The sequence below is a fragment of the Streptomyces sp. NPDC055189 genome (genome assembly GCF_053606765.1).
The window spans coordinates 1-25,330 of sequence record NZ_JBSGSG010000002.1; the positions used below are offsets into that span (position 1 = coordinate 1).

Here is a 25,330-nt window from a genome sequence, read left to right on the forward strand (position 1 = left end):
GCGGCCGACCTTGCCGGGGCTGTGGACGAGCACGGCGGTGAGTTTCAGCGCCGGGTGGGCCTCGACGGCACGGATGGCCGCTCGGCCGACATTTCCGGTACCCCAGACAACCGTGGAAATCATGCGCGGAGGGTAGCCAGAGGGCGTATCAGTTCATAGGGCCATGACCGGAGAGATTTCCGTCAGGGGTGCGGGGGTGAGAGCGCCTGTCCTAGCGGATGTTCACGTCGATGCACGCGTAGAAGGCGTTCGACGTGTCGCCGATGTTCCAGACGGCCAGCACCTTGTGCCTGCCGGTGGCGCTGCCGAGGTTGACCTGGTGCGAGACGGTGGCCGGCGGCTGCTGGTTGCCGCCGTCGATCGTCGCGACCTTCGTGCCGTCGACGAAGTACTCGTAGTTCGCGGTGCGGTGCCGTGCGGTGAACGTCCAGGTGAAGGTCTGCGTCCTGCTGACGTTGCTGACCTTCCATCCCTTGTTGTCGTCGTTGAGCTCGGCGAACCTGGCGTTGCCGCCGCTGCAGCTGCGCAGGCCCTTGGGGCCCTCGACGCTCTGGGGTTCCCATTTGATCTCGCCGCACGAGACCGCGCCCGAGGCGCACTGCGCCTGCCGGCTGGCCGGTGCGTTGACGTATCCGTGCGCGCTTGCCGAACCGGTGGGCAGGGTGAGGGCGAGGACCGGTGCCAGGCCCGCACCGATCATGGCGGCCAACTTCCGCTTCCTGTGCATGCGTACTCCTTCACGGCGCTGGGGTGGGGGTGTGCGTGAAGTGCTGGGGCCAGATGTTCACGATGGCCGATTAGTCCAGACCATAGACTTTGGCGGGCCTCGGTCAAGGCTGCTTTCGGGCCACGTACGGGCGGCCCCAGCGGTACGCCTGCGCGGTGCCTACGCCTTGCGCGTGAGCCGTGCCGAGAGGTGGTGCTGCAACGGCTGTCCGACCGCCGCGAGGTCGTGGACGAAGGTGAGGGTGTCGGCGTCCGTCAGTTCGTAGCGGCGGCGCGTGGCCTCCACTTCCTTGGCCGTGGGGGTGCGGGCCACCTCGTGGGTGGAGAGGTCGATCGTGCCGTCGGCCGCTCGGCCCACCGCGATCTCGGCGATGCCGGTGGGCTGGGTGATCAGCGCCTCCACCCGGCCGTCGGGCTGCAGCCGCCACCAGCCGCTCTCGCGTGCGGACGGCCGCAGCGGTGCGCCGTCGGCGTCCAGGATCCAGGCCCGCGCCTCATAGTGCAGGAAGGGGCGGCCGTCGTGGCTGAAGGTGACTTCCTGGGCGTAGGCGAAGTCCGCCTCGATGGTGGGGTATTCGCCCTGGCCCCGGCCGTGCCAGGTGCCCAGGAGACCGAGCACGGGCGCGAGCAGTTCGTGCGGCGCGGGCGCCTCGTCCGGGCGGTGACCGTCGGGGTACGGGTACTCCGGTGCGGGGTCGAACACGGTGTGCGCTCCAGGGGGTAGGTGCCGGTGCCGGGAGGAAGCCTAGGGGGCCGCGCGGAACGATTCCGGCAGGCGGGGGCGGCGGCGGGAGCTCTCACCGGTGGTGGCCGAAAAGTTAGGGTAACCTAATCGACCGGCCCGGCCTCGGCGGAACACGGACCCCTGCAGCACCCCCAAGTCCCGCCCTCAGCAAGGGAGTCGGCTGTTGGAGACCGCACGGTGACGCGGAGCAAACGGGTCCGTCCGGCCCTGCTGGCAGGCCTCCTCTGTGCCGTCCTCGCCGCGCTCTGCGTCCTTTCGATAGCCGTCGGTGCGGCCTCCGTTCCGCCGGACCAGGTGGTGCGGGCCCTGTTCGGCCACGCGCCGAGCCGGTTCGTGGAGAACATCGTCTGGTCGGCGCGCGTGCCCCGCACCACGCTCGGCCTCGCGGCGGGCGCGGCCCTCGGCATCGCCGGCGCGCTCATGCAGGCCCTGACCCGCAACCCCCTGGCCGATCCGGGCATTCTCGGCGTCAGCGCCGGTGCGTCCTTCGCCCTCGTGCTTGCCGTCGGGGTGCTGGGGATCGGCTCCTTCCACGGGTACGTCTGGTTCGCCTTCGCGGGCGCTCTCGTGGCGAGCGTCGTGGTCCACCTCCTCGGCAGACTGGGCCGCTCCGGCCTGACGCCGGTCAAACTGGCGCTCGCCGGAGTCGCGGTGACCTCGCTGCTCTCCTCCCTCACCAGCGCGATAGCGCTCACCGACCCCGACGCGCTGGACCGCTACCGCTTCTTCTCGGCCGGTTCCATGGCCGACCAGGACAGCGCCACCGTCCTGCGCATCCTGCCCTTCATCGCCGTGGGCACGGTCCTCGCCCTGGCCTGCGCACCGGCGCTCAACAGCCTGGCCCTGGGCGACGACGTGGCGGCCTCGCTCGGGCGGCGGCTCGGCCTGGTCCGGCTGCAGGGCGTCGCCGCCGTCACGCTCCTGACCGGCGCGGCGGTCGCGGTGATCGGCCCGGTCGTCTTCATCGGCCTGATCGTCCCGCACATCGCCCGCGTCCTCGCCCGGTCGGCGGGGATCGGCCCGGACCACCGCTGGCTGCTTCCGCTTTCGGCGTTGCTCGCACCGTGTCTGCTGCTGGCCGCCGACATCGTCGGACGTGTCGTGGCACGGCCCGTCGAGATCCAGGCGGGCGTCGTCGTCGCCTTCATCGGCGGCCCGTTCTTCATCGCCATGGTCCGCCGACGCCACCTGTCGGAGGTGTGAGGATGAGCGATCCGGAAGCCGGGCTCAACTCCCCTTTCCGCACCTACCGCCTGACGGTGCCGCCCGTCTCCGGGATCCTGCGCCCCCGGCTCGTGGCGCTGAGCGCGCTGCTCGCCGTGGCCGCCTTCCTGCTGTTCTGCTGGGGCCTGTCGACCGGCGACTATCCGATCGCCCTCGCCGATGTCGTACGCGCCCTGTTCGGCTCCGGCGACGCGGGCACCGTGCTCGTGGTCCGGGAACTGCGGCTGCCCCGCGCGTTGGTCGGGCTCCTCGCCGGGGCCGCCTTCGGCGTCAGCGGCGCGCTGTTCCAGACCATGACCCGCAATCCGCTGGCCAGCCCCGACATGATCGGCCTGACCCAGGGCGCGGGTACCGCCGTCGTCGCGGGGATCGTCCTGGGCTGGGACGGCGGCCTCGGCACCCAGGGCCTCGGGCTGCTCGGCGCGCTCGTCACGGCGCTCGTCGTGTACGCCCTCGCCTGGCGACGCGGCGCCACCGGCTACCGGATCATCCTGGTCGGCATCGGCGTGGCCTGGATCTGCACCAGCGCGACCGACTACCTCGTGGCCAGGGGCGGACGCTTCCAGGCGCAGGCCGCGCTCGGCTGGCTGGTCGGCAACCTCAACGGCCGTACGTGGAATCAGGTCGGGCCACTCGCGATCGCGCTCGCGGTACTGCTGCCGGCGGCGCTGCTGCTCGGGCGGCTCCTTCGCACCCTGCAACTCGGTGACGACGTGGCCACCGGGCTCGGCACCCGGGTGCAGCCGGTGCGCCTGGCCGTGCTGCTCACCGGGGTGGGGCTCGTCGCCTTCGCCACCGCGTCCGCCGGGCCCGTGGCCTTCGTGGCGCTCGCCGCTCCGCAGATCGCCCAGCGCCTGGCCCGTACCGCGTGGCCGCCCACCCTCGCGTCGGGACTGACGGGGGCCGTGGTGGTCCTCGGCAGCGATCTCATCGCCCGCACGCTGTTCTCCGGCACGGAACTGCCGGTCGGCATCGTCACCGGCGTGCTCGGGGCGCCCGTCCTGCTCTGGCTGCTCGTCCGCGCGAACCGCGCGGGTTCAGGAGGTTGATCCCCGTGCCGACCGACTCCCCCGCCGACTCCGCGGCCATCACCGCGCCCGCCGCCGACGTGCAGCTGCGGGCCAGTGACCTGCGTCTGGCCTACGGCGACCGCCCGGTGGTGGACGGCATCGACCTGTCCGTACCGCCGGGCCGCATCACGGCCATCGTGGGCCCCAACGCCTGCGGCAAGTCCACCCTCCTGCGCGCCCTGGCCCGGCTGCTCGCGCCCCGCGAAGGCGCCGTCCATCTCGACGGCCGCGCGCTGCACTCCATACCGAGCAGGGAACTGGCCCAGCGCCTGGGCATCCTGCCGCAGAGCCCGGTCGCACCGGAGGGCCTGACCGTCGCCGACCTGGTCAACCGCGGCCGTTCACCGCACCAGACCTGGTGGCGGCAGTGGTCGAAGTCCGACGAGCGTGCCGTCCACGAGGCGCTTGCCGCCACCGGCATGACGTCCCTCGCGGACCGTCCCGTCGACGAACTCTCCGGCGGCCAGCGCCAGCGCGCCTGGATCGCCATGGCGGTCGCCCAGGGCACCCCCGTACTGCTCCTCGACGAGCCGACGACCTACCTCGACCTGGCGCACCAGATCGACGTGCTCGACCTGATCACCGACCTCAACCGGCGCGAGAACCGCACCGTGGTGATGGTGCTGCACGACCTCAACCAGGCCTGCCGTTACGCCGATCATGTCGTCGCCATGAAGGCCGGGCGGATCGCGGCGGAAGGCACCCCGGCCGAGGTCATCACCGCGGACCTGGTGCGGGACGTCTTCGAGCTGCGGTGCCGCATCACCCCGGACCCGGTCAGCGGCACACCGCTGGTCATTCCCGTGGGACGCCACCACGGGGACCCGATTCCGGAAACTTAGGGTACCCTCACTTAGCTTTTCCATTGTCCGGCCTGGAGAGGGTGGCGGGTGAGTTCTTCAAGTCCGTCGGGGCGGGACGTCCTGAGAGAGTCGATACGGGGGCAGCGGCGCGATGTCGCCGTGGGCTCCCTGCTGGGTTCAGGCCACCAGATAGGCGAGGCCCTGGTCCCGGTCCTGATCGGCGTCGCGATCGACCAGGCCGTCACCGACTCCGACACCGGCGCCCTGCTGATCTGCCTCGGCGTACTCGCCGTGGGCTATGTGGCACTCGCGCTGAGCTTCCGCTTCGGCGCCATGGCCGGTGAACGGGCCGCTGCCCGCGCCGAACACACCTTGCGCATCTCTCTCGTACGACGCGTGCTCGACCCCGGCGGCGGCGCCGAGGAGGGCCGGCTGCCCGGAGCCCTCGCCAACACCGCCACCGAGGACGCCAAGCGGGTGGGCGCCGTCAACATGGCCGTGATGGCCGGCACGTCGGCGCTGATGGGCATCCTCACCTGTGCCGTCGTCCTGCTGCGCATGTCGCTGACGCTCGGCCTCGTCGTCCTGCTCGGCACACCCGTCCTGCTCTGGCTCGGACACCTGCTGAGCAAGCCCCTCGAAAGCCGCAGCGAGGCCGAGCAGGAACGTGCCGCCCACGCGTCGGCCGTCGCCGCCGACCTGGTGTCGGGCCTGCGGATACTGAAGGGAATCGGCGGCGAGTCGGCGGCCATCGCCCGCTACCGCACCACGAGCCGCGACTCCCTGGGGGCCACCCTGAAGGCGGCGCGCGCGCAGGCCTTCCAGAGCGGCGTGGTCCTTGCGCTGACCGGTTGCCTGATCGCCGTGGTCGCCCTGGTGGGCGGCAGGCTGGCCGCCGGGGGCAGCATCAGCCTCGGCGAGCTCGTGTCGGCGGTGGGGCTCGCGCTCTTCCTCGTCGGCCCCCTGGAGACGCTCTCCTGGGTCAACGCCGAGCTCGCACAGGGCCGGGCATCGGCAGGGCGGGTCGCGGAGGTCATCGCCACGCCGCCCGCCATCGCAGCCGGCGGCCGCAGCCTGCCCCAGCCGGTGCGCGGCGCGGTCCGCCTCGACGGCGTACGGCACGGCGGGCTGCGCGGAGTGGACCTGGACGTCGCGCCCGGCGAGCTGCTCGGCGTGGTCGCGACCGACCCCGCCGACGCGGGCGACCTGATGCGCTGCCTGGCCCGGCACGCCGATCCCGGCACCGGGACCGTGGAGCTTGACGGCATCGCCCTGCGGGACCTCGACCCGGCCGAACTGCGCACGGCGATGCTGGTCGCCGCGCACGACGCGGACCTCTTCGAAGGCACCGTCCGCGAGAACGTCACGGCCGCCGCACCCGAGGGCAGCGACCCGGAGCAGGCGATGGCGGCCGCCGGAGTGTCCCAGGTCGCCCAGACCCTGCCGGACGGAGAGCACACGCCGGTCGGCGAACGCGGCCACTCGCTCTCGGGCGGCCAGCGCCAACGCGTCGCCCTGGCCCGCGCACTGGCCGCCGAGCGGCCGGTCCTGGTGGTGCACGACCCGACCACCGCGGTCGACGCCGTGACCGAGGCCCGCATCGCCGCCGGACTCCGCGAGATCCGCAAGGGCCGCACCACGGTCCTGGTGACCACGAGCCCCGCACTGCTCTCGGTCACCGACCGGGTGGTGCTCCTGGACGAGGGCCGGGTCACCGACACGGCCCCGCACGCCGACCTGATCCAGCGGCACGAGACCTATCGCGCGGCGGTGCTGGCATGAACGAGACCACGAACGAAACCACGAACGAGACGTCGGCGGAGCAGCGGGCGGACACCCGCGAGCTGCTCCCCACCGCCACCGCGCAGCGCACCCGCGCCGCGGTCCGCGAGCTGGTGCGTCCGCACCGCGGCCTCGCCGCGGGCGGCTTCGCGGTGATGATCGCGGCGACCGGCGTGGGGCTGCTCGTCCAGCCGATCCTCGGCCGCATCGTGGACCTGGTGGCCGGTCAACGCCCGCCGGGAGACCTCACGCTGCCGGTCGTCCTGCTCGTCCTGGTGGCCCTCGTGCACGGCGCAACCACCTCGCTGGGCCTCTCCCTCGTCTCCCGGCTCGGCGAGACCGTCCTCGCGCAGCTGCGCGAGCGGTTCGTGGAGAAGGCCCTCCGGCTGCCGCTGGAACAGGTGGAGAAGGCCGGGGCCGGGGACCTCACCGCGCGGGTGACCCGCGATGTCTCGGTGGTCGGCGAGGCGGTGCGCAGCGCCCTGCCCGAACTGGCCCGTTCCCTCCTCGCCATCGTCCTGACGCTGGCCGCGATGGCGGCACTCGACTGGCGCTTCCTGGTCGCGGCCCTCCTCGCGGTGCCCGTCCAGGCGTCCACCGCCCGCTGGTACGTACGCCATGCCGTGCCGCTCTACGCCCAGCAGCGCATCGCCACCGGAGCACAGCAGCAGCAGTTGCTCGACACCATCTCCGGAGCGGGCACGGTGCGGGGCTTTCGCATCGAGGAGGAGCACACCGAGCGGGTGACGCGGCGTTCGTCGACCGCGGTCGCGCTGAAGATGCGCGGCATCCGCCTCGTCCTCGACTTCTACAACCGCCTGCACGTCGCCGAGTACACCGGCCTGGCCGCGGTTCTCGTCGCCGGCTTCTTCCTCGTCCGCGCGGACTCCGTGTCCATCGGCACCGCGACCGCCGCCGCGCTCTACTTCCACAGCCTGTTCGCGCCGGTCAACTCCGCACTCGTGCTCCTGGACGACGCACAGTCGGCGACCGCCTCGCTCGCCCGTCTGGTCGGCGTCGCCGACGAGCCGACCCCGGAGCCCGCTGCCGCGCGGACGGCACAGGCGGCACAGGCAGAGCAGCCGCACGAGCCCGGTGCGGCGCCGGACGGCACCGTGACCGTGACCGGCATCGACCACGCGTACATACCGGGCCGCCCCGTCCTGCAGAACGTGGACCTCACGCTCCGCCCCGGCGAGCGGGTGGCCCTGGTCGGCCCGAGCGGCGCGGGCAAGACCACCCTGGCCAAGCTCATCGCGGGGGTGCACAAGCCGACCGCGGGCTCCGTGCACCTGCCCGCGGCCCGGAGCCGGGGCAACGGACTGCCGGTGGCCCTGGTCACCCAGGAGACGCACGTCTTCGCCGGGTCGCTCGCGGACGATCTGCGCCTGGCCCGGCCCGACGCCACCGACGAAGAGTTGCGCACGGCGCTGACCGAGGTCGAAGCGCTCGACTGGGTCGAAGCGCTGCCCGACGGCCTGGACACCGTGGTGGGCGACGGCGGCCACCGGCTCACCTCCGCCCGGGTCCAGCAACTGGCCCTGGCCCGCCTCATGCTGGCCGACCCGCCGGTGGCCGTGCTCGACGAGGCGACGGCCGAGGCGGGGAGCACCGGCGCGCGTCTGCTGGAGAAGGCCGCGGGCCGGGCGATCGAGGGACGCACCGCGCTGGTCGTCGCGCACCGTCTCACCCAGGCCGCGACCGCCGACCGGATCGTCGTCATGGAAGGCGGCCGGATCGTGGAGAGCGGCACCCACGACGAACTGCGCGAAGGCTCCGGGCCCTACGCCTCGCTCTGGCAGGCCTGGTCCGGCACCCGCACCGCGACCGACAAAGCCCCCACGCACCACGCCGGACCCGACACCACACCGTGAAGGACGACGACTGATGCTCGGCTCTCCCAGACGTGCTCCCGCACGCACCCCCGCACGCACCCCCGGACGCACCCTCGGACGCACCCGTATCGCCGCCGCGCTCGCCTCGGCGCTCCTCCTCCTGGGCACGGCCACGGCCTGCGGCTCCGAAGACGATTCCGGCACGGACTCGGCGGGGGCCTCGTCCGCGAGCGGCGCCTTCCCGGTGAGCATCGCGCACAAGTACGGCAGCACCACCGTCAAGTCGGAGCCCAAGCGCATCGTCACGGTCGGCCTGACCGACCAGGACGCCGTGCTCGCCCTCGGCAAGGTCCCCGTCGGCACCACCGAGTGGCTGGGCGGCTACAAGGGCGCCGTCGGCCCCTGGGCCGCCGACAAGCTCGGCGACGCCAAGGCGCCCACCGTCCTGAAGGACACCGGCACGGGACCGCAGACGGAGAAGATCGCCGCACTCGGCCCGGACCTGATCCTCGCCGTCTACGGAGGTCTGACCGAGGAGCAGTACACGACCCTGTCGAAGTTCGCCCCGGTGGTGGCCCAGCCCAAGGAGTACAACGACTTCGGGGTCCCGTGGCAGCAGCAGACCGAGACCATCGGCAAGGCGCTGGGCCAGGAGGCCGAGGCGAAGAAGCTGGTGACGGGCGTCGAGGCCGAGTTCAAGACCGCGGCCAAGGAGAACCCGGCGTTCGCGAAGTCCAGCGCCGTGATGGCCACCCCGTACGAGGGAATCTTCGCCTTCGGCAGCCAGGACCCCCGATCGCGCGTTCTCACCGGCCTCGGCTTCACCCTGCCCGGCGGCCTGGACAAGGTCATCGGCGACGAGTTCGGCGCCAACATCAGCAAGGAACGCACCGATCTCCTGGACACCGACGCGATCGTGTGGCTCGCGTCCGACCCGGCCAAGGACGAGGCCAAGCTCGACAGGAACGCCCTCTACGCCGATCTGAACGTGGCCGAGGAGGACCGCGAGGTCTACGTCGCGGAGACGAGCGACTACGGAAACTCCGTCTCGTTCGTGTCGGTCCTGAGCCTGCCCTACATGCTGGAACGCCTGGTGCCGCAACTGGCGGCGGCCGTCGACGGCGACACCGCGACGAAGGTGGAGCAGCACGCCGGCAGCCAGTGAACGTATGATCAGCCGATGTCTGACACGACCGAAACCACGCCCGGCTGGCTGACCTCCGACGAGCTCGAGCAGGCCCGTGCACGCATGCCGATCCTGTACGTCGAGGCGGTGCCGGTGCGCGTCGACGACAACGGCGAAGTCACCAGCATCGGACTGCTGTTGGGCATGGGGCGGGACGGGGCGGTCAGCCGCTCCCTCGTCTCCGGCCGGGTCCTGCACCACGAGCGGGTCCGGGACGCCCTGCTGCGCCACCTGGAGAAGGACCTCGGCCCTGCGGCGCTCCCCCGCGTCCCGGCATCCCTTCAGCCCTTCACCGTCGCCGAGTACTTCCCGACGCACGGCATCACGCCGTTCCACGACCCCCGCCAGCACGCGGTGTCCCTCGCCTACATCGTCCCGGTGGCCGGCGACTGCCGTCCCCGCCAGGACGCTCTCGACCTGGCCTGGTTCAGTCCGCAGGAGGCCTCGTCCGAGCTGGTCCAGCACGAGATGCCGGGCGGTCACGGCGTGCTCCTCAAGCAGGCCCTCGCGCACGCGGGTTGCCTGTCCTGAGGACCTGCACACGGGGCATGACTATTTAGGTAAGGCTCGGCTAAGTTGATCGGCGAGTGCCTCCCTCCGGAGGCACCTCTGCCAAGGAGATCGACGCAGCATGAGCTCAACCATCCGCCGGGCCCGCCGTTCCACCGCGATCACCGTGTCGCTCGCCGCGGGAAGTGCCCTGGTCCCGACCGGCACCGCGGCCGCCGACACCGCGAGGAGCGGCTCGCCCGACGCCTCGGTGGTATCGGTGGCCTCGCCGACCTCGGTGCCGATCAGGCAAGGCCTGTACCAGTCCGCGTACTCGGAGCGGAACGACGCGCTCTGGATGACCTCCTCCGTGGGCATGCCGCCCGCCACGGTCACCGACTCCAGACTGCTGCGGGTCGACCCGGACACGCTGAAGGTGGAGAAGTCCTACCGAACGCCGGTCACGGACACGGCCACCGGTGCGGTCGAGTCGGTCTACGGAGTCGCCGTCGACGACGAGCACAACACCGTCTGGACGACGAACACCCGCGATCACTCCGTCGCCGTCTACAGCCAGCGCACCGGCAAGCGTCTCGCCACGCTGCCCGGCGTGAACCACGCCCGCGAGATAGTCGTCGACGAGCGGCGCGACACGGTGTGGGCGAGCGCCTTCGGCGACGGCACCCTCGTCGCGTTCGACTCCGCCACCTTCAAGGAGAAGGAGCGCGTCACCGTCCCCGGCACCGGCCCGACGGGCCTGGCCCTGAACAAGCGGACCGGCGCGGTGTACGCCGCCGACTTCCACGGCGCCCGGATCATCGAGGTCTCCCCCGGCGCCGGGAGCCCGCGGCTCATCCCGGCCGGGCAGGGCTCGCTCTCGATCGCCCTCTCCAGGAACGGCCGCACCGCCTACACCGCCGACCAGACCTCCGGCACCGTCACCGTCGTAGACCTGCGCAAGGGCGCGGTCACCCGGTCCGTGGCCACCGGCGGGGGCACCAAGTCCGTGGCCGTCGACCACCGCTCGGGGCACGTCCTGGCGGTCAACCGTACGAGCGCCACCGTCACGTTCGTCGACCCGCACAAGGGAGCCGTCGTGAAGTCCGTGGCCACCGGCGCGAACCCCAACCACGTCCACGTGGCGGACGGTCACGCGTACGTGGTCGACAAGTCGGGCTCGGGCCCCGCGGGCGAAGACCTGCTCACCCGCGTCCGCCTGCGCCGCTGAGGCGCGTTCGCCGACGCGCGTTCGCCGACGCATGTTCAGGGCGAGGGCTGCGGCGTCATGCGGTGCAGCCCCTTGCGGTCGTAGTAGCGGGTCATCGCGAACCCGAAGACCGCGGCCACGACGCTCCCGACCGCGATCATGATCCAGGCGCGGCCGAGCCCGGCATCGGCGCGGGCGTCGAAGAAGAGGATGGCGCGGACGCCGCCGCTGAGCTGGCGCATCGGCTCGAAGATGCCGAGGAAGCGGTAGAAGCCGGGGACCGCCTCCAGCGGGATGGTGGCCCCGGAGGAGGGCAGGCCAAGGACGATGAACACGAACATGGAGACGAGCTGGCCGATCCCTCCGAAGGCCGCGTTGATGGCCTGCACTCCCAGGCCGACCGCGAGGCTCGCGCAGTAGGAGAAGATCCACAGCAGCGGCAGGTGGGTGGCGTCCATCCCCAGGATCGCGACGGTGGCCAGCATGATCAGAGTGGTCGTCAGGACCGTGATGCCGGCTGTCATCACCATCTTCAGGAGCAGCGTCTGGGTGCGGCTGATCGGCACGGTCGGGCGACGGGTGTGCCAGGGGCCGATCTCGGTGTCGGCGTAGCCGAGAGCGGTGTCGACTCCCATGCCGATGAGGTTGGCGCCGAGGAACCCGGCAAGGACGAGCAGCAGGGTGTAGTAGAACGCGCTCAGACCCAGGCCGCTGTTCTCGCCGATGGGGTGGCCGACCCGGGTCGTCACGGCGACGGGGTCGGCCAGGAACAGGCTCGCGGTGGCGCCCGCCTTCTCGTCGGCGCCCGCCGACTTCAGCTGCTCGCCGATGGCCTGGGACGACTGCTGCGCGGCCGCCGTGGTGATCTTGCTCGCCAGGGAGGAACCGAGGCTGCCCATACCGGGGTTGGTGAGGATCGTCATCGTCGGCCGCTGCGTCGCGCGCGCGGTGCCGAGCGCGGCGACGGAGTCCGTGAAGTCCGCGGGGATGACCAGGGCGCCGTAGATCTTGCCGGAGTCAAGGTCGTCCTGTGCCCGGCCCCGCGTGAGCCCGCGCCAGTCGGCCTTGTCGCTCGACGTGTCCGAGAGGACGGTCTCGGCGACCTGCGTTCCCAGGTTCTGCTTCTGCCCGGCCGGAGGCTTTCCCTGATCCATGTTGACGACGGCCAGGGGCAGGTCGCGCAGGTCGCGGTTGGGGCTGATGATGCCGCCCATGTAGAGCAGGGAGAGCAGCAGGGCGAGCAGCCCGGTCAGAACGGTGGGCACCAGCCACAGCTTGGGGCGGCGCAGTAGCGCGGAGGCGCGGGCGCCGGGGCCGGTGCGGCGGGGAGCGTTGTCGTCGTCCATGGCGCCTAGCTTCGACGGCGCATGCGAAGGCCGGCGCGAGCAACACGTTCAGGAGCGAAGGACCAGGCGAATGGGTTCCCTTGTGCGCCCCCACGAGGAGCCGGGCTGACCGCCGACGAAGTCCCGCACCCCCTGTGACACCCCGTCATCTCCCAGCAGGTCATTGTGCTTGAGGCATCCCGCCGCATTGTTCCGCGCGCCGTCGATCGGCACGCTGCTGTCCGGGTTGATGACCTCGTCGCAGTTGGACCACCAGGTCGCGTAGGCGACGTCGCCCGGTGTCTCGTCGCCGTCCGCGAGCCGGTCCTGGACATACGAGCCCGGTGTCATGTCACGGCAGGCCTGGGACCAGGCGGCGCACGCCCAGGCCGTGGCGGTGCCGTGGTTGGGTCCCGCGAGCGATGCCCAGTGGGCGACCTTCCCGGTGCCGCCGCCGTGCTTGACGTACCAGCGGGTGACGAGGCTGCCGAAGGAGTGGGCGACGATGTCGACCTTGGCGGCGCCCGACTGTGCGCGCACCTGCTCGACGTACGCGGCGAACCGGCCGGAGAGTACTTCGTTGACCGACTTGCTGGTGTCGTATCCCCAGGAGAACAGCTCGGCGTCGGTGTACCCGGACGCCTTGAAGTCCTCGCGCAGGGAGCCCCACACACCGGGGTCGGCGTTGTAGCCGTGGACGAAGATCACCGGAGTGCGGGCAGCCCTCGGGGCGGCGTCGTCCGCCGCCCTGGCCGTGGTCAGCGGCATCAGGAGGGCGGCGACGGCCGCGATGGTCAGCGGTGCGGAAGATCGGCGCAGCACGAGTTCCCCTTCGGGCCGGCGGACGTGCCGAGAATGGTGAGGTCTGCGCATGGTGAGGTCTGCGACGACGAATGAACAGCCCCGTGAAGGAGTGAAGTTACCGGGGGTACTATCCCTCGGGCCCATCCGGAGCGCTCGCCCCGTCCTCCGGATTCCAGTCGAGGAGCCGCACCTTCGCGACCGTCCGCACATGACGGCGCATCGCTGCCGCCGCCGACCGGCCGCGCCCGGCCTCGATCGCGTCGAGGATCTCGTGATGCTGGGCGAGGGAACGGGCGGGGCGCCGCACCTGGCGCAGTGATTCGTTGCGGCTCTCGGTGATCTGCTCGGCGATGGAGCGCATGAACTCGGCGAGCAGCACGCTGTGCGCGGCGGCGGTCACGGCGGCGTGGAAGAGGCGGTCGCCCTCGGTGCCGTGCCGGCCCTCCTCGATCTCCCGCGCCATCGTATCGAGGGCGTCCCGCATCGCCCGCAGGTCCTCCTCCGTGCGGCGCTCGGCGGCCAGTTCGGCGAGCTTGGTCTCCAGGGCCTCCCGCGCCTCCAGGACATCGGGCAGCCGCCGCTTGCGCTCCACGAGCCGCTCCACGGGCTCGACGTCCAGGCTGTCCTTGACCAGGTAAGTGCCGCCGCCGTGGCGCACCTCGACCAGACCCTGCACTTCCAGTACGACGATGGCCTGCTTGACGGAGGCGCGGGACACGCCAAGGCGCTGGGCCAGTTCGCGCTCAGGGGGCAGCCGGTCGCCGGAGCGCAGGCCGCCTTCGCCGACGTAGGCACGCAGCCGGTCGAGCACCTGCTCGTACAGCCTCGTCCTGCCCATGGGGCGCAGCGCGTCAGACATCCCAACCCCCCCATTTCGGCCCCCGTGCCGTATTTCGGTCCCCGGCCGATGGTTTCGCAGCCTAACAGCGGCCGCCGCAGTGGACGAGTGGCCAAGTGGTCCAGCCAATTTCTGTCCGATCTCTTGACGGCCGAAACCGATACCCCGACGCTGAGTTCCGCCAACGGCCAAATTGGTTCAGCCACTTGGCCACTGAGGGACGGCCCCAGGGACGGGAGCCCACGATGTCCGCCGAACTCATCTCCATCCTCGTACTCGTGGTGGTCTTCGTGATCGCCACCACCCGCTCCATCAACATGGGCGCGCTCGCCTTCGCCGCCGCCTTCGCGGTCGGCGAGCTGGCCGCCGATCTCGACGCGGACGGCATCTTCGCCGGCTTCCCCGGCGACCTCTTCGTCGTCCTGGTCGGCGTCACCTATCTGTTCGCGATCGCCCGCGCCAACGGCACCACGGACTGGCTGGTGCACGCCTCGATCCGCCTGGTACGCGGGCGGATCGCGCTGATCCCCTGGGTGATGTTCGTGATCACCGGGGCGCTCACCGCGATCGGCGCGGTCAGCCCGGCCGCCGTGGCGATCGTCGCGCCGATCGCCCTGAGCTTCGCCGCGCAGTACGGCATCAGCCCGCTCCTGATGGGCGCCATGGTGGTGCACGGAGCGCAGGGCGGCGGCTTCTCGCCGATCAGCATCTACGGCTCCATCGTCAACGGCATCGTGGAGCGCGAGAACCTGCCGGGCAACGAAGTCGCCCTCTTCCTCGCCTCGCTGATCGCCAATCTCATCATCGCCGGGATCGTGTTCGTCCTCTTCGGCGGGCTGAAGCTGGGCGGTCGCGACACGCGCGAGGCGTCCGAGTCGGCCGATCAGGAGGATGCTTCGCGGCTCGATCCGGCCAAGATCGCCACTCTCGCCGCCCTCGTCGCCCTCGTCGTCGCCGTACTCGGCTTCGACCTCGACGCCGGTCTGAGCGCCATCACGCTGGCCGTGATCCTGAGCGCGTTCTGGCCGGAGTCGAGCCGCAAGGCCGTCGGCGAGATCGCCTGGTCGACCGTGCTCCTGATCTGCGGTGTGCTGACCTACGTCGGCGTCCTGGAGGAGATGGGCACCATCAAGTGGGCCGGTGAGGGCGTCTCCGACATCGGCGTCCCGCTCCTCGCCGCCGTGCTGCTCTGCTACATCGGGGCGATCATCTCCGCGTTCGCCTCCTCCGTCGGGATCATGGGCGCGCTCATTCCGCTCGCCGTGCCGTTCCTGGCCCAGGGCGAGATCGGCGCCGTCGGCATGATCGCGGCGCTCGCCGTCTCCGCCACCGTCGTCGACGTCAGCCCCTTCTCGACCAACGGCGCGCTGGTGCTGGCCGCCGCCCCCGACGTCGACCGGGAGCGCTTCTTCCGGCAGCTGATGGTGTACGGCGGGATCGTGGTGGCCGTGGTGCCCGCGGCGGTGTGGCTCGTCCTCGTGGTGCCAGGATTCGGGTAGGACGAATCCTCACGGGCCCGGCAGCTGCCGGGCCCGGACGCACGAACGACCGACGTACCGAATCACCGAAGCACGGACGCGCGGACGGACGGACCGACGCACCGACGCACCGACGCGACAACCAAGGAGATACGCAGCGTGAGCTCTCCCCACCCGCCCCTCTTCCCGGCCCTCGTCGCGGGCTCCGACCTCCCCGCCCTGCGCTTCGGCGAGCGCTCCCTGACGTACGCCGAACTCGCCGCAGCGGCGGGTTCCCTGGCCGCCTCCATCGGCTCGGCGCGCCGGGTCGCGCTGTGGGCGACGCCGACGCTCGAAACCGCGGTCGGCGTGGTGGCCGCGCTGCTCGCCGGTGTGCCCGTCGTACCGCTGAACCCGAAGATCGGCGAGCGCGAGCTGGGGCACATCGTGGCGGACAGCGCCCCGTCGGTGGTACTCGCGGCACCGGGCGACGAACTCCCCGTATCCCTGGGGGCATTGGAGCGTACGGACATCACGCCCACCCCCGCCACGACCGCCCCGGCAACGCCGGTCGAGCCCGGCCCCGATTCCCCCGCCCTGGTCGTCTACACCTCGGGCACCACAGGGCCGCCCAAGGGTGCGGTGCTCCCCCGCCGGGCCCTCTCCGCCACCCTGGACGCCCTTGAGGACGCCTGGCAGTGGACCTCCGACGACGTGCTGGTGCACGGGCTGCCGCTGTTCCATGTGCACGGTCTCATCCTCGGCATCCTCGGGCCGCTGCGACGGGGCGGTTCGGTGCGGCACCTGGGGCGGTTCTCCGTCGAGGGCGTGCGGCACGAACTGGCCGACGGGGCCACGATGCTGTTCGGCGTCCCCACCATGTACCACCGCATCGCGGAGGCGCTGCCCGCCGATCCCGGCCTCGCCAAGGCCCTGTCCGGCGCGCGGCTCCTGGTCTCGGGCTCGGCCGCGCTGCCCGTGCACGACCACGAGCGGATCGCGTCGGCGACGGGGCGCCGGGTGATCGAGCGGTACGGCATGACGGAGACCCTGATGAACACGAGCGTGCGGGCCGACGGAGAACCGCGCGCCGGAACCGTCGGGGTGCCGCTGGGCGGCGTGGAACTGCGGCTCGTGGACGAGGCGGGCGCCGAGACCGCGGACCGCCAGGAGGTCGGCGAGATCGAGGTGCGCGGCCCGAACCTGTTCACCGAGTATCTGAACCGGCCCGACGCCACCGCCGCGGCCTTCACCGCCGACGGCTGGTTCCGCACCGGCGACATGGCGGTGCGTGACGACGACGGCTATGTCCGCATCGTCGGCCGCAAGGCCACCGACCTCATCAAGAGCGGCGGCTACAAGATCGGCGCCGGTGAGATCGAGAACGCCCTCCTCGAGTACCCGGGTGTACGCGAAGCCGCCGTGACCGGCGAGCCGGACGACGACCTGGGCGAGCGCATCGTCGCCTGGATCGTGCCGACCGATCCGGAACAGGTCCCGGCAGAGGGGGACTTGGCGGATCATGTGGCCGCCCAACTGGCCCCGCACAAGCGGCCCCGGGTCGTGCACTATCTGCCGGAGCTGCCCCGGAACGACATGGGAAAGATCATGAAGCGGTCCCTGCATGCCTGAGCCCTCGCCCGGCCGGTGGACCGCCCGCGAGGCCATCGCCGCCGTGGCCGACAAGGACTCGTTCGACGAACTGCCCTTCAATACAGTCGATGCAGTCAATGCAGCCGAGTTCACCGATGAAGGGCCGGACGGTCCGCTCGGCTGGCAGGGGTACGGGGATTCCCGCGCCCGCGCCGGGGAACGCACCGGCGAACGGGAGTCGGTGGTCTGCGGCACCGCGGCCGTCGGCGGCACACGGGCGGTGATCGTCTCCTTTGAATTCGGCTTCCTGGGCGGCTCCCTCGGAGAACGCACCGGGGACAGGCTGGAGGCCGCGCACCGTCAGGCAAGGGACCGCAGGCTGCCCGTCGTCTCGCTGATCGCGACGGGCGGCAGCCGTATGCAGGAAGGCATGCGCGCCCTGGTCCAACTCCAGCGCGTGGCACGCCAGTCCGAGCTCACCGGAGCCGCGGGCCTGGCCCGGATCGCCGTCCTGCGCGATCCCGCGACGGGCGGCGGCTGGGCCACCCTGGGAGCGGGCGCCGACCTGACCCTGGCGCTGCCCGGCAGCCAGGTCGGCTTCGCCGGGTCCCGGGTGCGCCCCGCGGACGCGGACCCCACGGCATACACCGCGGAGGCCCAGCTGGCAGCCGGGGCGATCGACGAGATCGTACGACCCCAAGAGCTGCGCGAGGCCCTGGCCCTGCGCCTCAGGCTCCTTTCCCCTCCGGTTTCCCCTCCGGATGCGCGCGCCCTCCACGACACGGCGGCGCACCACCCCCCGGAAGCCGCCGAACCCCCCGCCGCACTCGGCCGCACCGACCTTCCCGCCACCGGATGGGAAGCCGTCAGTCGCGCCCGCGCCTCCGAACGTCCGCGCGCCGGGGCTTACTTGGACGCCTACTTCACGGAACGGGCGCCTCTGCACGGTGACCGGTGCGGGGGCACGGACCCGGGGATGCTCTGCGGGTTCGGGTTGCGCGAGGGGCGGGCGGTCGCCTACGCGGCGCAGTGCGGGACCGCGACGACGCCCGCCGGATACCGCACCGCGGCCCGGCTCGTCCGGCTCGCGGGGCGGCTCGGCATTCCCGTGCTCACGCTCGTCGACACACCGGGGGCCGCGAACGGGGACGAGGCCGAACGGGCGGGGGCGGGCGCGGCGATCGCCGATCTGTTCGCCGCAGTCGCCACCTCACCGGTGCCGGTCACCTCGCTGATCATCGGTGAGGGCGGCTCCGGCGGCGCGCTCGCCCTCGCGGCACCGGACAACCTCTGGGCGACGCCGGACAGTTACTTCTCGGTGATCGCCCCCGAGCAGGCCGCCGCGATCCTCAAGCGCGGGCAGGAGGAGATCCGGTCGACGGCGGAGCAGCTGCGCCTGCGTCCGCAGGACCTGGTCGAACTCGGCCTGGCGCGGGGCCTCGTGGCACGGTGACGGGAGTGCACGGGCAGGCACGGGCCCGGGCCGTCAGGGCCCGGCGTTTCCCCCTTCGACCATCTGGGAGGCCATGCGCAGACAGATGCCGGGGAGTTCCGGGGCGCCTGTGATCCAGTCCTCGGTGTCGATGCCCGCGACGACGCCCGCCGTCCACAAGGTGGCAAGGAGACGGGTCGCCAGGTCGGTCTCCGAGCCTCTGGCCGTGGGAGCCGCGCGGCGGACGGCGACGGTCGCCCGCTCGATCAGGGACGGCTCGAGAAGCCAGCGTATGCCCGCGCCGGCCTCCACGAGGAAGCCGGAATAGATCGCCATGAAGATGCGCGCGGTGTCGGTCTCTCTTTCAAGACCGACCCGTGCCTGCTCGGTGAACTGGGATATCAGACCCAGGTGGTCGCCCAGATGACTCGACGGGGTCCCTTGGCTCCGCCGGCGTTCGCCATTGGTCATGTCCGCACCGTCCGTCCGCCCCCGGTCAGTTGGTCAGTTGGCTTTCCCCGTCTCGGGCCGGTCCCGCCCTCCTCCGGAACGTCCCCCTCCGGAACGTCCCCCACTGGAGCTTCCTTGACGGGAGCTTCCTTCACGGGGAGCCTTGCCGCCGGCCAGCGCCTGTTCAAGGGTGTCGTGGACGGTCAGCATCTCGTTCAGACCCACGATGCGCAGCACCGCGCGAGCCGTTCTGCGCGAGGCGACCACCCGCAGCGGCACCCCGCGTTCGTCCACCCGCTGCCGGAAGTCGTCGAGCACGGCGACGCCGGCCATGGTCAGGAACGGGGCCGCCGCCCAGTCCACGACCACCGCCGAGACCCGGTCCCGCGAGGAGCGGTCCAGCAGCGTCCGGCACGTCTCACGCAACTCTCCCCGCAGCGGCTCGGCGTTGCCGATGTCTACTTCCGGCGGCATCTCCACGACCAGGCAGCCCTGCCTGACGGATGTGTGAAGGGTCATCCAGACCACCTCCATACCGCGCCTCGACTACAGAAGGGGTCATTCAAGGCACAACAGCAGTATGCCGTTCCGGCGCGCCGTGCGGTTCCCCACCGGTCGGTACCCGTCGGTTCTTACCGACCGATGACGAAGCCCCGCCGGAGACCGTCGACCCGGCTCGGCGCGCCTAGCGTGGGCGGCATGCGCGTACTTGTCACCGGCGGCGCCGGGTTCATCGGATCGCACGTGGTCGAAGCCCTCACCGAACGGGGGCACGAGGCGGTGGTGTTCGACGCTCTGCTGCCCACCGCCCATGCCGGAACGACGCGGCCGCCTGAGCCGCACGCGTCGCCCGCATCGTCCGCACCGCCCGCCGAACAGCGGTGGACCATCGCCGACGTCCGGGACCCTGACGCCGTGCGGGAGGCGCTGCGCGGGGTGGACGCGGTCTGTCATCAGGCGGCGATGGTGGGACTGGGCAAGGACTTCGCGGACGCCCCCGAGTACGTCGGCTGCAACGACCTCGGCACAGCCGTACTGCTGGCCGCGATGGCCGGGAGCGGGGTACGGGATCTGGTGCTCGCGGGGTCGATGGTGGTGTACGGGGAGGGGCGGTACGAGTGCGCCCGGCACGGCGTCGTACGGCCGGGCCCGCGCGCTGCCGCCGATCTTGATTCCGGACACTTCGAGCCCCACTGCCCCGACTGCGGCGCCGAGCTGGCCCCTGGACTGGTGGGCGAGGACGCGCCCGCCGACCCGCGCAACGTGTACGCATCGACCAAGCTGGCGCAGGAACATCTGGCCGCCGCGTGGGCGCGGGCGAGCGGCGGCCGTGCGGTGTCGCTGCGCTACCACAACGTGTACGGCCCCGGCATGCCCCGCGACACCCCGTACGCCGGTGTGGCCTCGTTCTTCCGATCGTCGCTGGAGCGGGGCGAGCCACCCCGCGTATTCGAGGACGGCCGCCAGCGGCGGGACTTCGTGCACGTACGGGATGTGGCGGCGGCCAACGTGACGGCGTTGGAGGCGGTGCGCGAGCGGGAGGCGGGGACGTTCACCGCGTACAACACCGGCAGCGGTGAGCCCCACACCGTAGGGGAGATGGCCCGCGAACTGGCGCGGGCGTTCGGCGGCCCGCCCCCGGTGGTGACGGGCGAGTACCGGCTCGGCGACGTACGTCACGTCACGGCGGACTCGGGTCGACTGCGGGCGGAGCTGGGGTGGCGGGCGGAGGTGGACTTCGCCGAGGGAATGACTTCGTTCGCGAAGGCGGAGCTGCGGGGGTAGGCCGGTCGGGGCCGGGTCGGGACGGCCACCAGGCCCCTGGAGTCGGTGAGGCCATGGCTTCGATCGCGACGGTTGCGGTACGGGGGCGGGGCGGGCCCGACCGAGGGATTCGGCCGGACTCGGCCGGACTCGGCCGGACTCGGCCGGACTCGGCCGGACTCGGCCGGACTCGGCAGAGCGGCGGCTAGGCCCGTGCCCTCGGCAGTGTGACCTCGAAGCAGCAGCCGCCCGCCACATTGCGCACGGCCGCCCGGCCCTGGTGGGCCTCGACGATGCCGCGCACGATCGCCAGGCCAAGACCCGCGCCCGCCGGGGGTGTGCGGGACTGGCTGCCGCGCCAGCCGGTGTCGAAGACGCGGGACAGGTCCTCTTCGGGGATGCCTCCGCAGCCGTCGGTCACGGACAGGATCACGCCGTCCGGTGAGCGCTCCGCGGCCACCGCGACCGTCCCGTCGGCGGGTGTGCGGCGGATCGCGTTGATCAGGAGATTGCCCAGGACGCGGCTCATCTCCTTGCTGTCGACCTCCACCGGGACGGCTTCGACACTGTCGCCGACGAGATGCACCCGGTGCTCGCGGGCAAGGGGATCGGCGCCCGCGAGCGCGTCGCCGACCAGGTCGTAGACGGAGATCCGGGACGGCGAGAGGGCAAGCGCGCCCGCGTGGATGCGGGAGAGTTCGAAGAGGTCTCCCACCATGGAGTTGAGACGTTCGACCTCGGTACGGATCTGGCGCAGATAGCGGTCGGGGTCGGCGGCGACACCGTCCTCCAGCGCCTCGGACATGGCTCGAAGCCCGGCCAGCGGGGTGCGCAGGTCGTGCGAGATCCAGGCGACCAGTTCCCGTCGGGAGCGTTCCAGGGCCCGCTCGCGTTCGCGCGACTCGGCGAGCTTGGCGCTGGTCGACTCCAACTCCCTTGTCAGTACGGCCAGTTCAGCACTCATGGGCTCGGGCGGGGCCGCGAAGCTGCCGCCATCGCCGAAGGAACGGGCGGCCAGGGTCAGGGCCGTGCTGCGGGCGACCACCCAGCGGCCGAGCAGCAGCGCGGTGGCGAGGGAGACGGCGGCGGCCATCGCCACGACGATGGTGACCACGGTCAGGTCGTGCGGCGACAGGAACATCTCCCAGGCCACCGCGAGCGTCCCGGCCAGCATCGCGAGCACCGCGACGGCCGCCACCACGGTCATCGACACCGTGAGGGAGCGGTGCCGCAGGAGGCGCAGCGTCAGGGCGCCGAGGAGCCCGGCGGTCGCTGCGCCCAGGAAAGCGAAGACGGCGATGACGAGGATGTCCTGCATGGGAGGTCAGCCTTCGGCTCGGGGCGGTACGGGGTCACCCGGGGGGTCGATGTCGCACCGGGTGCCGCGCGGGTCGTAAGGGGCGGGCGGATTAGGGGTGGCGGGATCATCGGCGTCCCGCGCGCCTCCGCCCACCTCCGGCACATCGAGGCGGTATCCCACGCCCCACACCGTCTGGATGAGCCGCGGCTTGGCGGGATCGTCCTCGACCTTGCCGCGGAGCCTGCGGATGTGAACCGTGACCGTGGACAAGTCGCCGAACTCCCAGCCCCACACCTCCCGCATCAACTCCTCCCGCCCGAACGCCTGCCCCGGATGCCGCAGCAGAAAGGCGAGGAGGTCGAACTCCCGCAGCGTCAGGGCGAGTTCGACACCGAATTTCGTCGCACGGCGTGCCGCCGCATCCACCCACAGGCCCGCGGCACTCAGCGTGGCGACGACCTCGGGAACGTGTGCGGCACGGCTGCGGCGCAGTACCGATTCCACCCGCAGGACCAGTTCACGGGGGCTGAAGGGCTTGGTGACGTAGTCGTCGGCTCCCACCTCCAGGCCCAGGATCCGGTCGTCCTCGTCGCCGCGGGCGGTGAGCATGATGACGGGCACGGGCCCCTTGGCACGCAGGCGGCGGCACACCTCCAGACCGTCCATGCCGGGCAGCATCAGGTCCAGGACGACGAGATCGGGCCGGAACACCCAGGCACGCTCCAGCGCGCCGGGGCCGTCCTCGGCGCGGTCGACCAGGTAACCGCCGCGTTCGAGGTAGCCCGCGACGACTTCGGCGACGGTCGGATCGTCGTCCACGACGAGCACCCGGAGCGGACCGGGCGCCGCGGATCCGCCGGGTTCGGTGGACCGGGCGGGTTCGGTGGACCGGGCGGGTTCGGCGGACCTCGCGGGTCCGGCGGACCCGCCGGGCGGGCGATGCTGCGGTGGTGGCTGCATGTGGCCAGCCTCGCACCTGCCGTACGGGGTCCTGCCGGTCAGGCCCGCTCCCGGTAGCCGACGTCCCTGTTTCGTAAGAACCCGAAGTCCCATATGTCCGTTTCAGGTTCATAGGGTGAGTCGCATGACGCCCTCTCCCTCCGCAGAACCCGCTGAATACGCTGAATACGCTGAATACGCTGAGCCTGACGCTCACTCCGCCGTGCAGGTCGATGTCGTCCTGCCCTGCCTCGACGAGGCCGCCGCGCTGCCCCGGGTTCTCGAACGCGTCCCCGCGACCTGGCGGGCCGTGGTCGTCGACAACGGCTCCACCGACGGTTCGCCGGACATCGCCCGCGCGCTGGGAGCCACCGTGGTGCATGAGCCGCAGCGCGGCTTCGGGGCCGCATGCCACGCGGGCCTCATGGCGTCCGACGCGGACATCGTGTGCTTCTGCGACTGCGACGCCTCCCTCGATCCGGATCAGCTGCGGCCCTTCGTACGCAGAGTGGCGGACGGAGCAGCCGACCTGGTCGTCGGGCGGAGGCGCCCTCAGGGACGCGGCGCCTGGCCGCCGCACGCCCGCGCGGGCAACGTGGCACTCGCCCGGATGCTGCGGCGGCGTACCGGCGTACGCCTGCACGACCTCGGCCCGATGCGGGCGGCGCGGCGCGAGGGACTGCTCGGGCTCGGCCTGACCGACCGGCGCAGCGGATACCCGCTGCAGATGGTCGTGCGGGCGGCCGACGCCGGGTGGCGGATCGAGGAGCGTGACGTGCCGTATCTGCCGCGCACCGGGAAGTCGAAGGTCACGGGGACGTGGCTGGGGACGTGGCACGCGGTACGCGACATGCGGGCCGTACTCGCGGAGCCACCCCAGCCGACCCTCACCGGCCGTGCGCGGCAGGCGTCGGGCGGTGCCGCATGACCACACACGCAACCACCCTCCTCGTCATCGCCAAGCAACCACTGCCGGGACGCGTAAAGACCCGCCTCACCCCGCCCTACACCCCCGAGGAAGCCGCCGGCCTCGCCGCGGCCTCGCTCGCCGACACCCTCGACGCGGTGCTCGCTGCGCCCGCCCGGCGACGTGTCCTGGTGCTCGACGGGCAGGCGGGGCCCTGGCTTCCGCCCGGCATCGAGGTGGTGCCCCAGTGCGCGGGCGACCTGGACGAGCGGCTGGCCGCGGCGTTCGCCGGCTGCGCGGGGCCCGCTCTTCTGGTCGGCATGGACACCCCCCAGATCACCCCCCGGCTCCTCGCCCCCGCGCTCGGCCCCGAGGCATGGCAGGACTGCGACGCATGGTTCGGCCCCGCCGTGGACGGCGGCTTCTGGGCACTGGGCCTGGCCGAACCCGATCCCGAACTGCTGCGCGGCGTACCCATGTCGAGGCCCGACACGGGCGCCCTGCAACGGGCCCGGCTCACCGGCGCCGGGCTGCGGGTGCGCGAACTGCCGCCGCTGCGTGACGTCGACACCGCGGAAGACGCCGGGAAAGTCGCCGCCGCTGCGCCGGACAGCCGTTTCGCCGCCATGCTCGCCCGCCTCGCGGCGACAGCCGAGCACACCGGACCGACCGGACTCACCGGACTCACCAGCGCGGGCGGTGGCCGATGAGCACCGCACCGACGGACACCGCCCTGCGCAGGGTGGGCAGGGAAGGCAGGACAGGCCCCGAAGCCGCCCCCTGGCATGCAGATCCGTACACCAACGCCCTGCGCAACGGCCACGGCCCTTTGTTCCTGCGCCGCAGCGACGGCTGGCTGCTGCCGCTGGACGTCGAGCGCTGGTGCGCGAGCGCCGACGCGGCGGACCTCTCCGCGTTGCGCCGCTGCGAGGGCAGTGTCCTCGACATCGGCTGCGGCCCCGGCCGCCTGGTGGCCGGGGCGGCGGCACTGGGCCATCGCGTCCTGGGGATCGACATCAGCCGGGCAGCCGTCGACCACACGCTCGGCCTCGGCGGCACGGCACTGCTCCGCTCCGTCTTCGACACGCTGCCGGGCGAGGGTCGCTGGGAAACCGCCCTGCTCATCGACGGCAATGTGGGGATCGGCGGCGACCCCACCGCGCTTCTGAAGCGTGTCGCTCAACTCGTCGCACCTAAAGGCTTGTTGATCGCAGAGGCAGCACCGATGGACGTGGACGAGAGGGTGGAAGTGCACGTCGACGACGGGCAAGGCGCACCGGGCGAACTGTTCCCCTGGGCCCGCCTCGGCACCCCCGCCCTGCTGCGTCACGCCCGTCCGCTCGGCTGGTCTCCGGCCGGCCAGTGGAGCACCAGCGGCCGTTCGTTCCTGGCACTGCGGCGCGCACGCCACGGCGGAGGCAACCGCAACAGGCCCATGACACATCACTCATGAG

24 protein-coding genes and 1 pseudogene are annotated in these 25,330 nt (G+C 72.0%); 15 read left to right on the forward strand and 10 right to left on the reverse strand.

What is annotated here, in order from left to right; all coding sequences use genetic code 11:
• From ACWFR3_RS01775 to ACWFR3_RS01785, 3 genes and pseudogenes are all read right to left on the reverse strand, one after another.
• Positions 1 to 123 (reverse strand): annotated as a pseudogene (locus ACWFR3_RS01775) (dihydrodipicolinate reductase); the annotation flags it as partial.
• A gap of 88 nt (positions 124 to 211) precedes the next feature.
• On the reverse strand, positions 212 to 727 hold the full coding sequence (locus ACWFR3_RS01780) for a lytic polysaccharide monooxygenase auxiliary activity family 9 protein (RefSeq protein ID WP_453732527.1): 516 nt from the start codon (positions 725 to 727) through the stop codon (positions 212 to 214).
• A 159-nt stretch (positions 728 to 886) separates the two neighbouring features.
• Positions 887 to 1,429 carry an FABP family protein gene (locus ACWFR3_RS01785; RefSeq protein ID WP_453732528.1) on the reverse strand — a complete coding sequence of 181 codons (543 nt, stop codon included), beginning with the start codon at positions 1,427 to 1,429 and terminating at the stop codon, positions 887 to 889.
• A 219-nt stretch (positions 1,430 to 1,648) separates the two neighbouring features.
• Between ACWFR3_RS01785 and ACWFR3_RS01790 the strand changes: the two genes are divergently transcribed.
• The 8 genes from ACWFR3_RS01790 (at position 1,649) to ACWFR3_RS01825 (ending at position 11,088) form a co-directional block, all read left to right on the forward strand.
• Positions 1,649 to 2,674, forward strand: coding sequence for a FecCD family ABC transporter permease (locus tag ACWFR3_RS01790; protein ID WP_453732529.1), 1,026 nt, complete (start codon positions 1,649 to 1,651; stop codon positions 2,672 to 2,674).
• Positions 2,675 to 2,676: 2 nt separating this feature from the next.
• Positions 2,677 to 3,744 carry a FecCD family ABC transporter permease gene (locus ACWFR3_RS01795; RefSeq protein ID WP_453732530.1) on the forward strand — a complete coding sequence of 356 codons (1,068 nt, stop codon included), beginning with the start codon at positions 2,677 to 2,679 and terminating at the stop codon, positions 3,742 to 3,744.
• 5 nt (positions 3,745 to 3,749) lie between these two features.
• Positions 3,750 to 4,607 carry an ABC transporter ATP-binding protein gene (locus ACWFR3_RS01800; RefSeq protein ID WP_453732531.1) on the forward strand — a complete coding sequence of 286 codons (858 nt, stop codon included), beginning with the start codon at positions 3,750 to 3,752 and terminating at the stop codon, positions 4,605 to 4,607.
• A gap of 48 nt (positions 4,608 to 4,655) precedes the next feature.
• Positions 4,656 to 6,350, forward strand: a complete 1,695-nt coding sequence (locus ACWFR3_RS01805; RefSeq protein WP_453732532.1) for an ABC transporter ATP-binding protein — start codon at positions 4,656 to 4,658, stop codon at positions 6,348 to 6,350.
• The gene (locus ACWFR3_RS01810) at positions 6,347 to 8,224 is read left to right on the forward strand and encodes an ABC transporter ATP-binding protein (protein ID WP_453732533.1); all 1,878 of its coding nucleotides are present in this window, start codon (positions 6,347 to 6,349) and stop codon (positions 8,222 to 8,224) included. Before ACWFR3_RS01805 ends, ACWFR3_RS01810 begins: the two co-directional genes overlap by 4 nt.
• A 13-nt stretch (positions 8,225 to 8,237) precedes the next feature.
• Complete coding sequence (locus ACWFR3_RS01815) at positions 8,238 to 9,350, forward strand: iron-siderophore ABC transporter substrate-binding protein (RefSeq protein ID WP_453732534.1); 1,113 nt, start codon at positions 8,238 to 8,240, stop codon at positions 9,348 to 9,350.
• Positions 9,351 to 9,365: 15 nt separating this feature from the next.
• Positions 9,366 to 9,902 (forward strand): NUDIX hydrolase family protein, encoded by a 537-nt coding sequence (locus ACWFR3_RS01820; protein ID WP_453732535.1) that lies wholly within the window; start codon positions 9,366 to 9,368, stop codon positions 9,900 to 9,902.
• 100 nt (positions 9,903 to 10,002) lie between these two features.
• Positions 10,003 to 11,088 carry a YncE family protein gene (locus tag ACWFR3_RS01825; RefSeq protein WP_453732536.1) on the forward strand — a complete coding sequence of 362 codons (1,086 nt, stop codon included), beginning with the start codon at positions 10,003 to 10,005 and terminating at the stop codon, positions 11,086 to 11,088.
• Positions 11,089 to 11,123: 35 nt separating this feature from the next.
• Here ACWFR3_RS01825 and ACWFR3_RS01830 read toward each other — a convergent pair whose 3' ends face one another.
• The 3 genes from ACWFR3_RS01830 to ACWFR3_RS01840 form a co-directional block, all read right to left on the reverse strand.
• Entirely contained in the window at positions 11,124 to 12,413 is a 1,290-nt protein-coding gene (locus ACWFR3_RS01830; RefSeq protein WP_453732537.1) for a YhgE/Pip domain-containing protein, read from the reverse strand.
• 48 nt (positions 12,414 to 12,461) lie between these two features.
• On the reverse strand, positions 12,462 to 13,211 hold the full coding sequence (locus ACWFR3_RS01835) for an esterase/lipase family protein (RefSeq protein ID WP_453732789.1): 750 nt from the start codon (positions 13,209 to 13,211) through the stop codon (positions 12,462 to 12,464).
• A gap of 112 nt (positions 13,212 to 13,323) precedes the next feature.
• Positions 13,324 to 14,055, reverse strand: a complete 732-nt coding sequence (locus ACWFR3_RS01840; protein WP_453732538.1) for a FadR/GntR family transcriptional regulator — start codon at positions 14,053 to 14,055, stop codon at positions 13,324 to 13,326.
• A gap of 224 nt (positions 14,056 to 14,279) precedes the next feature.
• Between ACWFR3_RS01840 and ACWFR3_RS01845 the strand changes: the two genes are divergently transcribed.
• The 3 genes from ACWFR3_RS01845 to ACWFR3_RS01855 all read left to right on the forward strand — a co-directional run bounded on the left by ACWFR3_RS01845 (position 14,280) and on the right by ACWFR3_RS01855 (position 18,537).
• Positions 14,280 to 15,533 (forward strand): SLC13 family permease, encoded by a 1,254-nt coding sequence (locus tag ACWFR3_RS01845; protein WP_453732539.1) that lies wholly within the window; start codon positions 14,280 to 14,282, stop codon positions 15,531 to 15,533.
• A gap of 138 nt (positions 15,534 to 15,671) precedes the next feature.
• Complete coding sequence (locus ACWFR3_RS01850; RefSeq protein WP_453732540.1) at positions 15,672 to 17,123, forward strand: acyl-CoA synthetase; 1,452 nt, start codon at positions 15,672 to 15,674, stop codon at positions 17,121 to 17,123.
• Positions 17,116 to 18,537, forward strand: a complete 1,422-nt coding sequence (locus tag ACWFR3_RS01855; RefSeq protein WP_453732541.1) for a carboxyl transferase domain-containing protein — start codon at positions 17,116 to 17,118, stop codon at positions 18,535 to 18,537. The genes ACWFR3_RS01850 and ACWFR3_RS01855 overlap by 8 nt, the downstream gene beginning before the upstream one ends.
• Before the next feature lie 33 nt (positions 18,538 to 18,570).
• Here ACWFR3_RS01855 and ACWFR3_RS01860 read toward each other — a convergent pair whose 3' ends face one another.
• Complete coding sequence (locus ACWFR3_RS01860) at positions 18,571 to 18,987, reverse strand: hypothetical protein (protein ID WP_453732542.1); 417 nt, start codon at positions 18,985 to 18,987, stop codon at positions 18,571 to 18,573.
• Between the two features lie 33 nt (positions 18,988 to 19,020).
• Positions 19,021 to 19,485: an STAS domain-containing protein gene (locus ACWFR3_RS01865; RefSeq protein ID WP_453732543.1), complete on the reverse strand. Its 465-nt coding sequence runs from the start codon at positions 19,483 to 19,485 to the stop codon at positions 19,021 to 19,023.
• A 180-nt stretch (positions 19,486 to 19,665) separates the two neighbouring features.
• Between ACWFR3_RS01865 and ACWFR3_RS01870 the strand changes: the two genes are divergently transcribed.
• On the forward strand, positions 19,666 to 20,751 hold the full coding sequence (locus ACWFR3_RS01870; protein ID WP_453732544.1) for an NAD-dependent epimerase/dehydratase family protein: 1,086 nt from the start codon (positions 19,666 to 19,668) through the stop codon (positions 20,749 to 20,751).
• A 184-nt stretch (positions 20,752 to 20,935) separates the two neighbouring features.
• Here the strand turns inward: ACWFR3_RS01870 and ACWFR3_RS01875 are convergent, their stop codons facing one another.
• Both ACWFR3_RS01875 and ACWFR3_RS01880 read right to left on the reverse strand, forming a co-directional pair.
• Positions 20,936 to 22,048 carry a sensor histidine kinase gene (locus ACWFR3_RS01875; RefSeq protein WP_453732545.1) on the reverse strand — a complete coding sequence of 371 codons (1,113 nt, stop codon included), beginning with the start codon at positions 22,046 to 22,048 and terminating at the stop codon, positions 20,936 to 20,938.
• Between the two features lie 6 nt (positions 22,049 to 22,054).
• Entirely contained in the window at positions 22,055 to 22,990 is a 936-nt protein-coding gene (locus ACWFR3_RS01880) for a response regulator transcription factor (RefSeq protein WP_453732546.1), read from the reverse strand.
• A 202-nt stretch (positions 22,991 to 23,192) separates the two neighbouring features.
• Between ACWFR3_RS01880 and ACWFR3_RS01885 the strand changes: the two genes are divergently transcribed.
• From ACWFR3_RS01885 to ACWFR3_RS01895, 3 genes are read left to right on the forward strand one after another with little or no spacing between them, the layout of a single operon-like run.
• The gene (locus ACWFR3_RS01885; RefSeq protein WP_453732547.1) at positions 23,193 to 23,897 is read left to right on the forward strand and encodes a glycosyltransferase family 2 protein; all 705 of its coding nucleotides are present in this window, start codon (positions 23,193 to 23,195) and stop codon (positions 23,895 to 23,897) included.
• Positions 23,894 to 24,586, forward strand: coding sequence for a TIGR04282 family arsenosugar biosynthesis glycosyltransferase (locus ACWFR3_RS01890; RefSeq protein WP_453732548.1), 693 nt, complete (start codon positions 23,894 to 23,896; stop codon positions 24,584 to 24,586). The genes ACWFR3_RS01885 and ACWFR3_RS01890 overlap by 4 nt, the downstream gene beginning before the upstream one ends.
• On the forward strand, positions 24,583 to 25,329 hold the full coding sequence (locus ACWFR3_RS01895; protein WP_453732549.1) for a class I SAM-dependent methyltransferase: 747 nt from the start codon (positions 24,583 to 24,585) through the stop codon (positions 25,327 to 25,329). The genes ACWFR3_RS01890 and ACWFR3_RS01895 overlap by 4 nt, the downstream gene beginning before the upstream one ends.
• Position 25,330 lies beyond the last annotated feature (1 nt).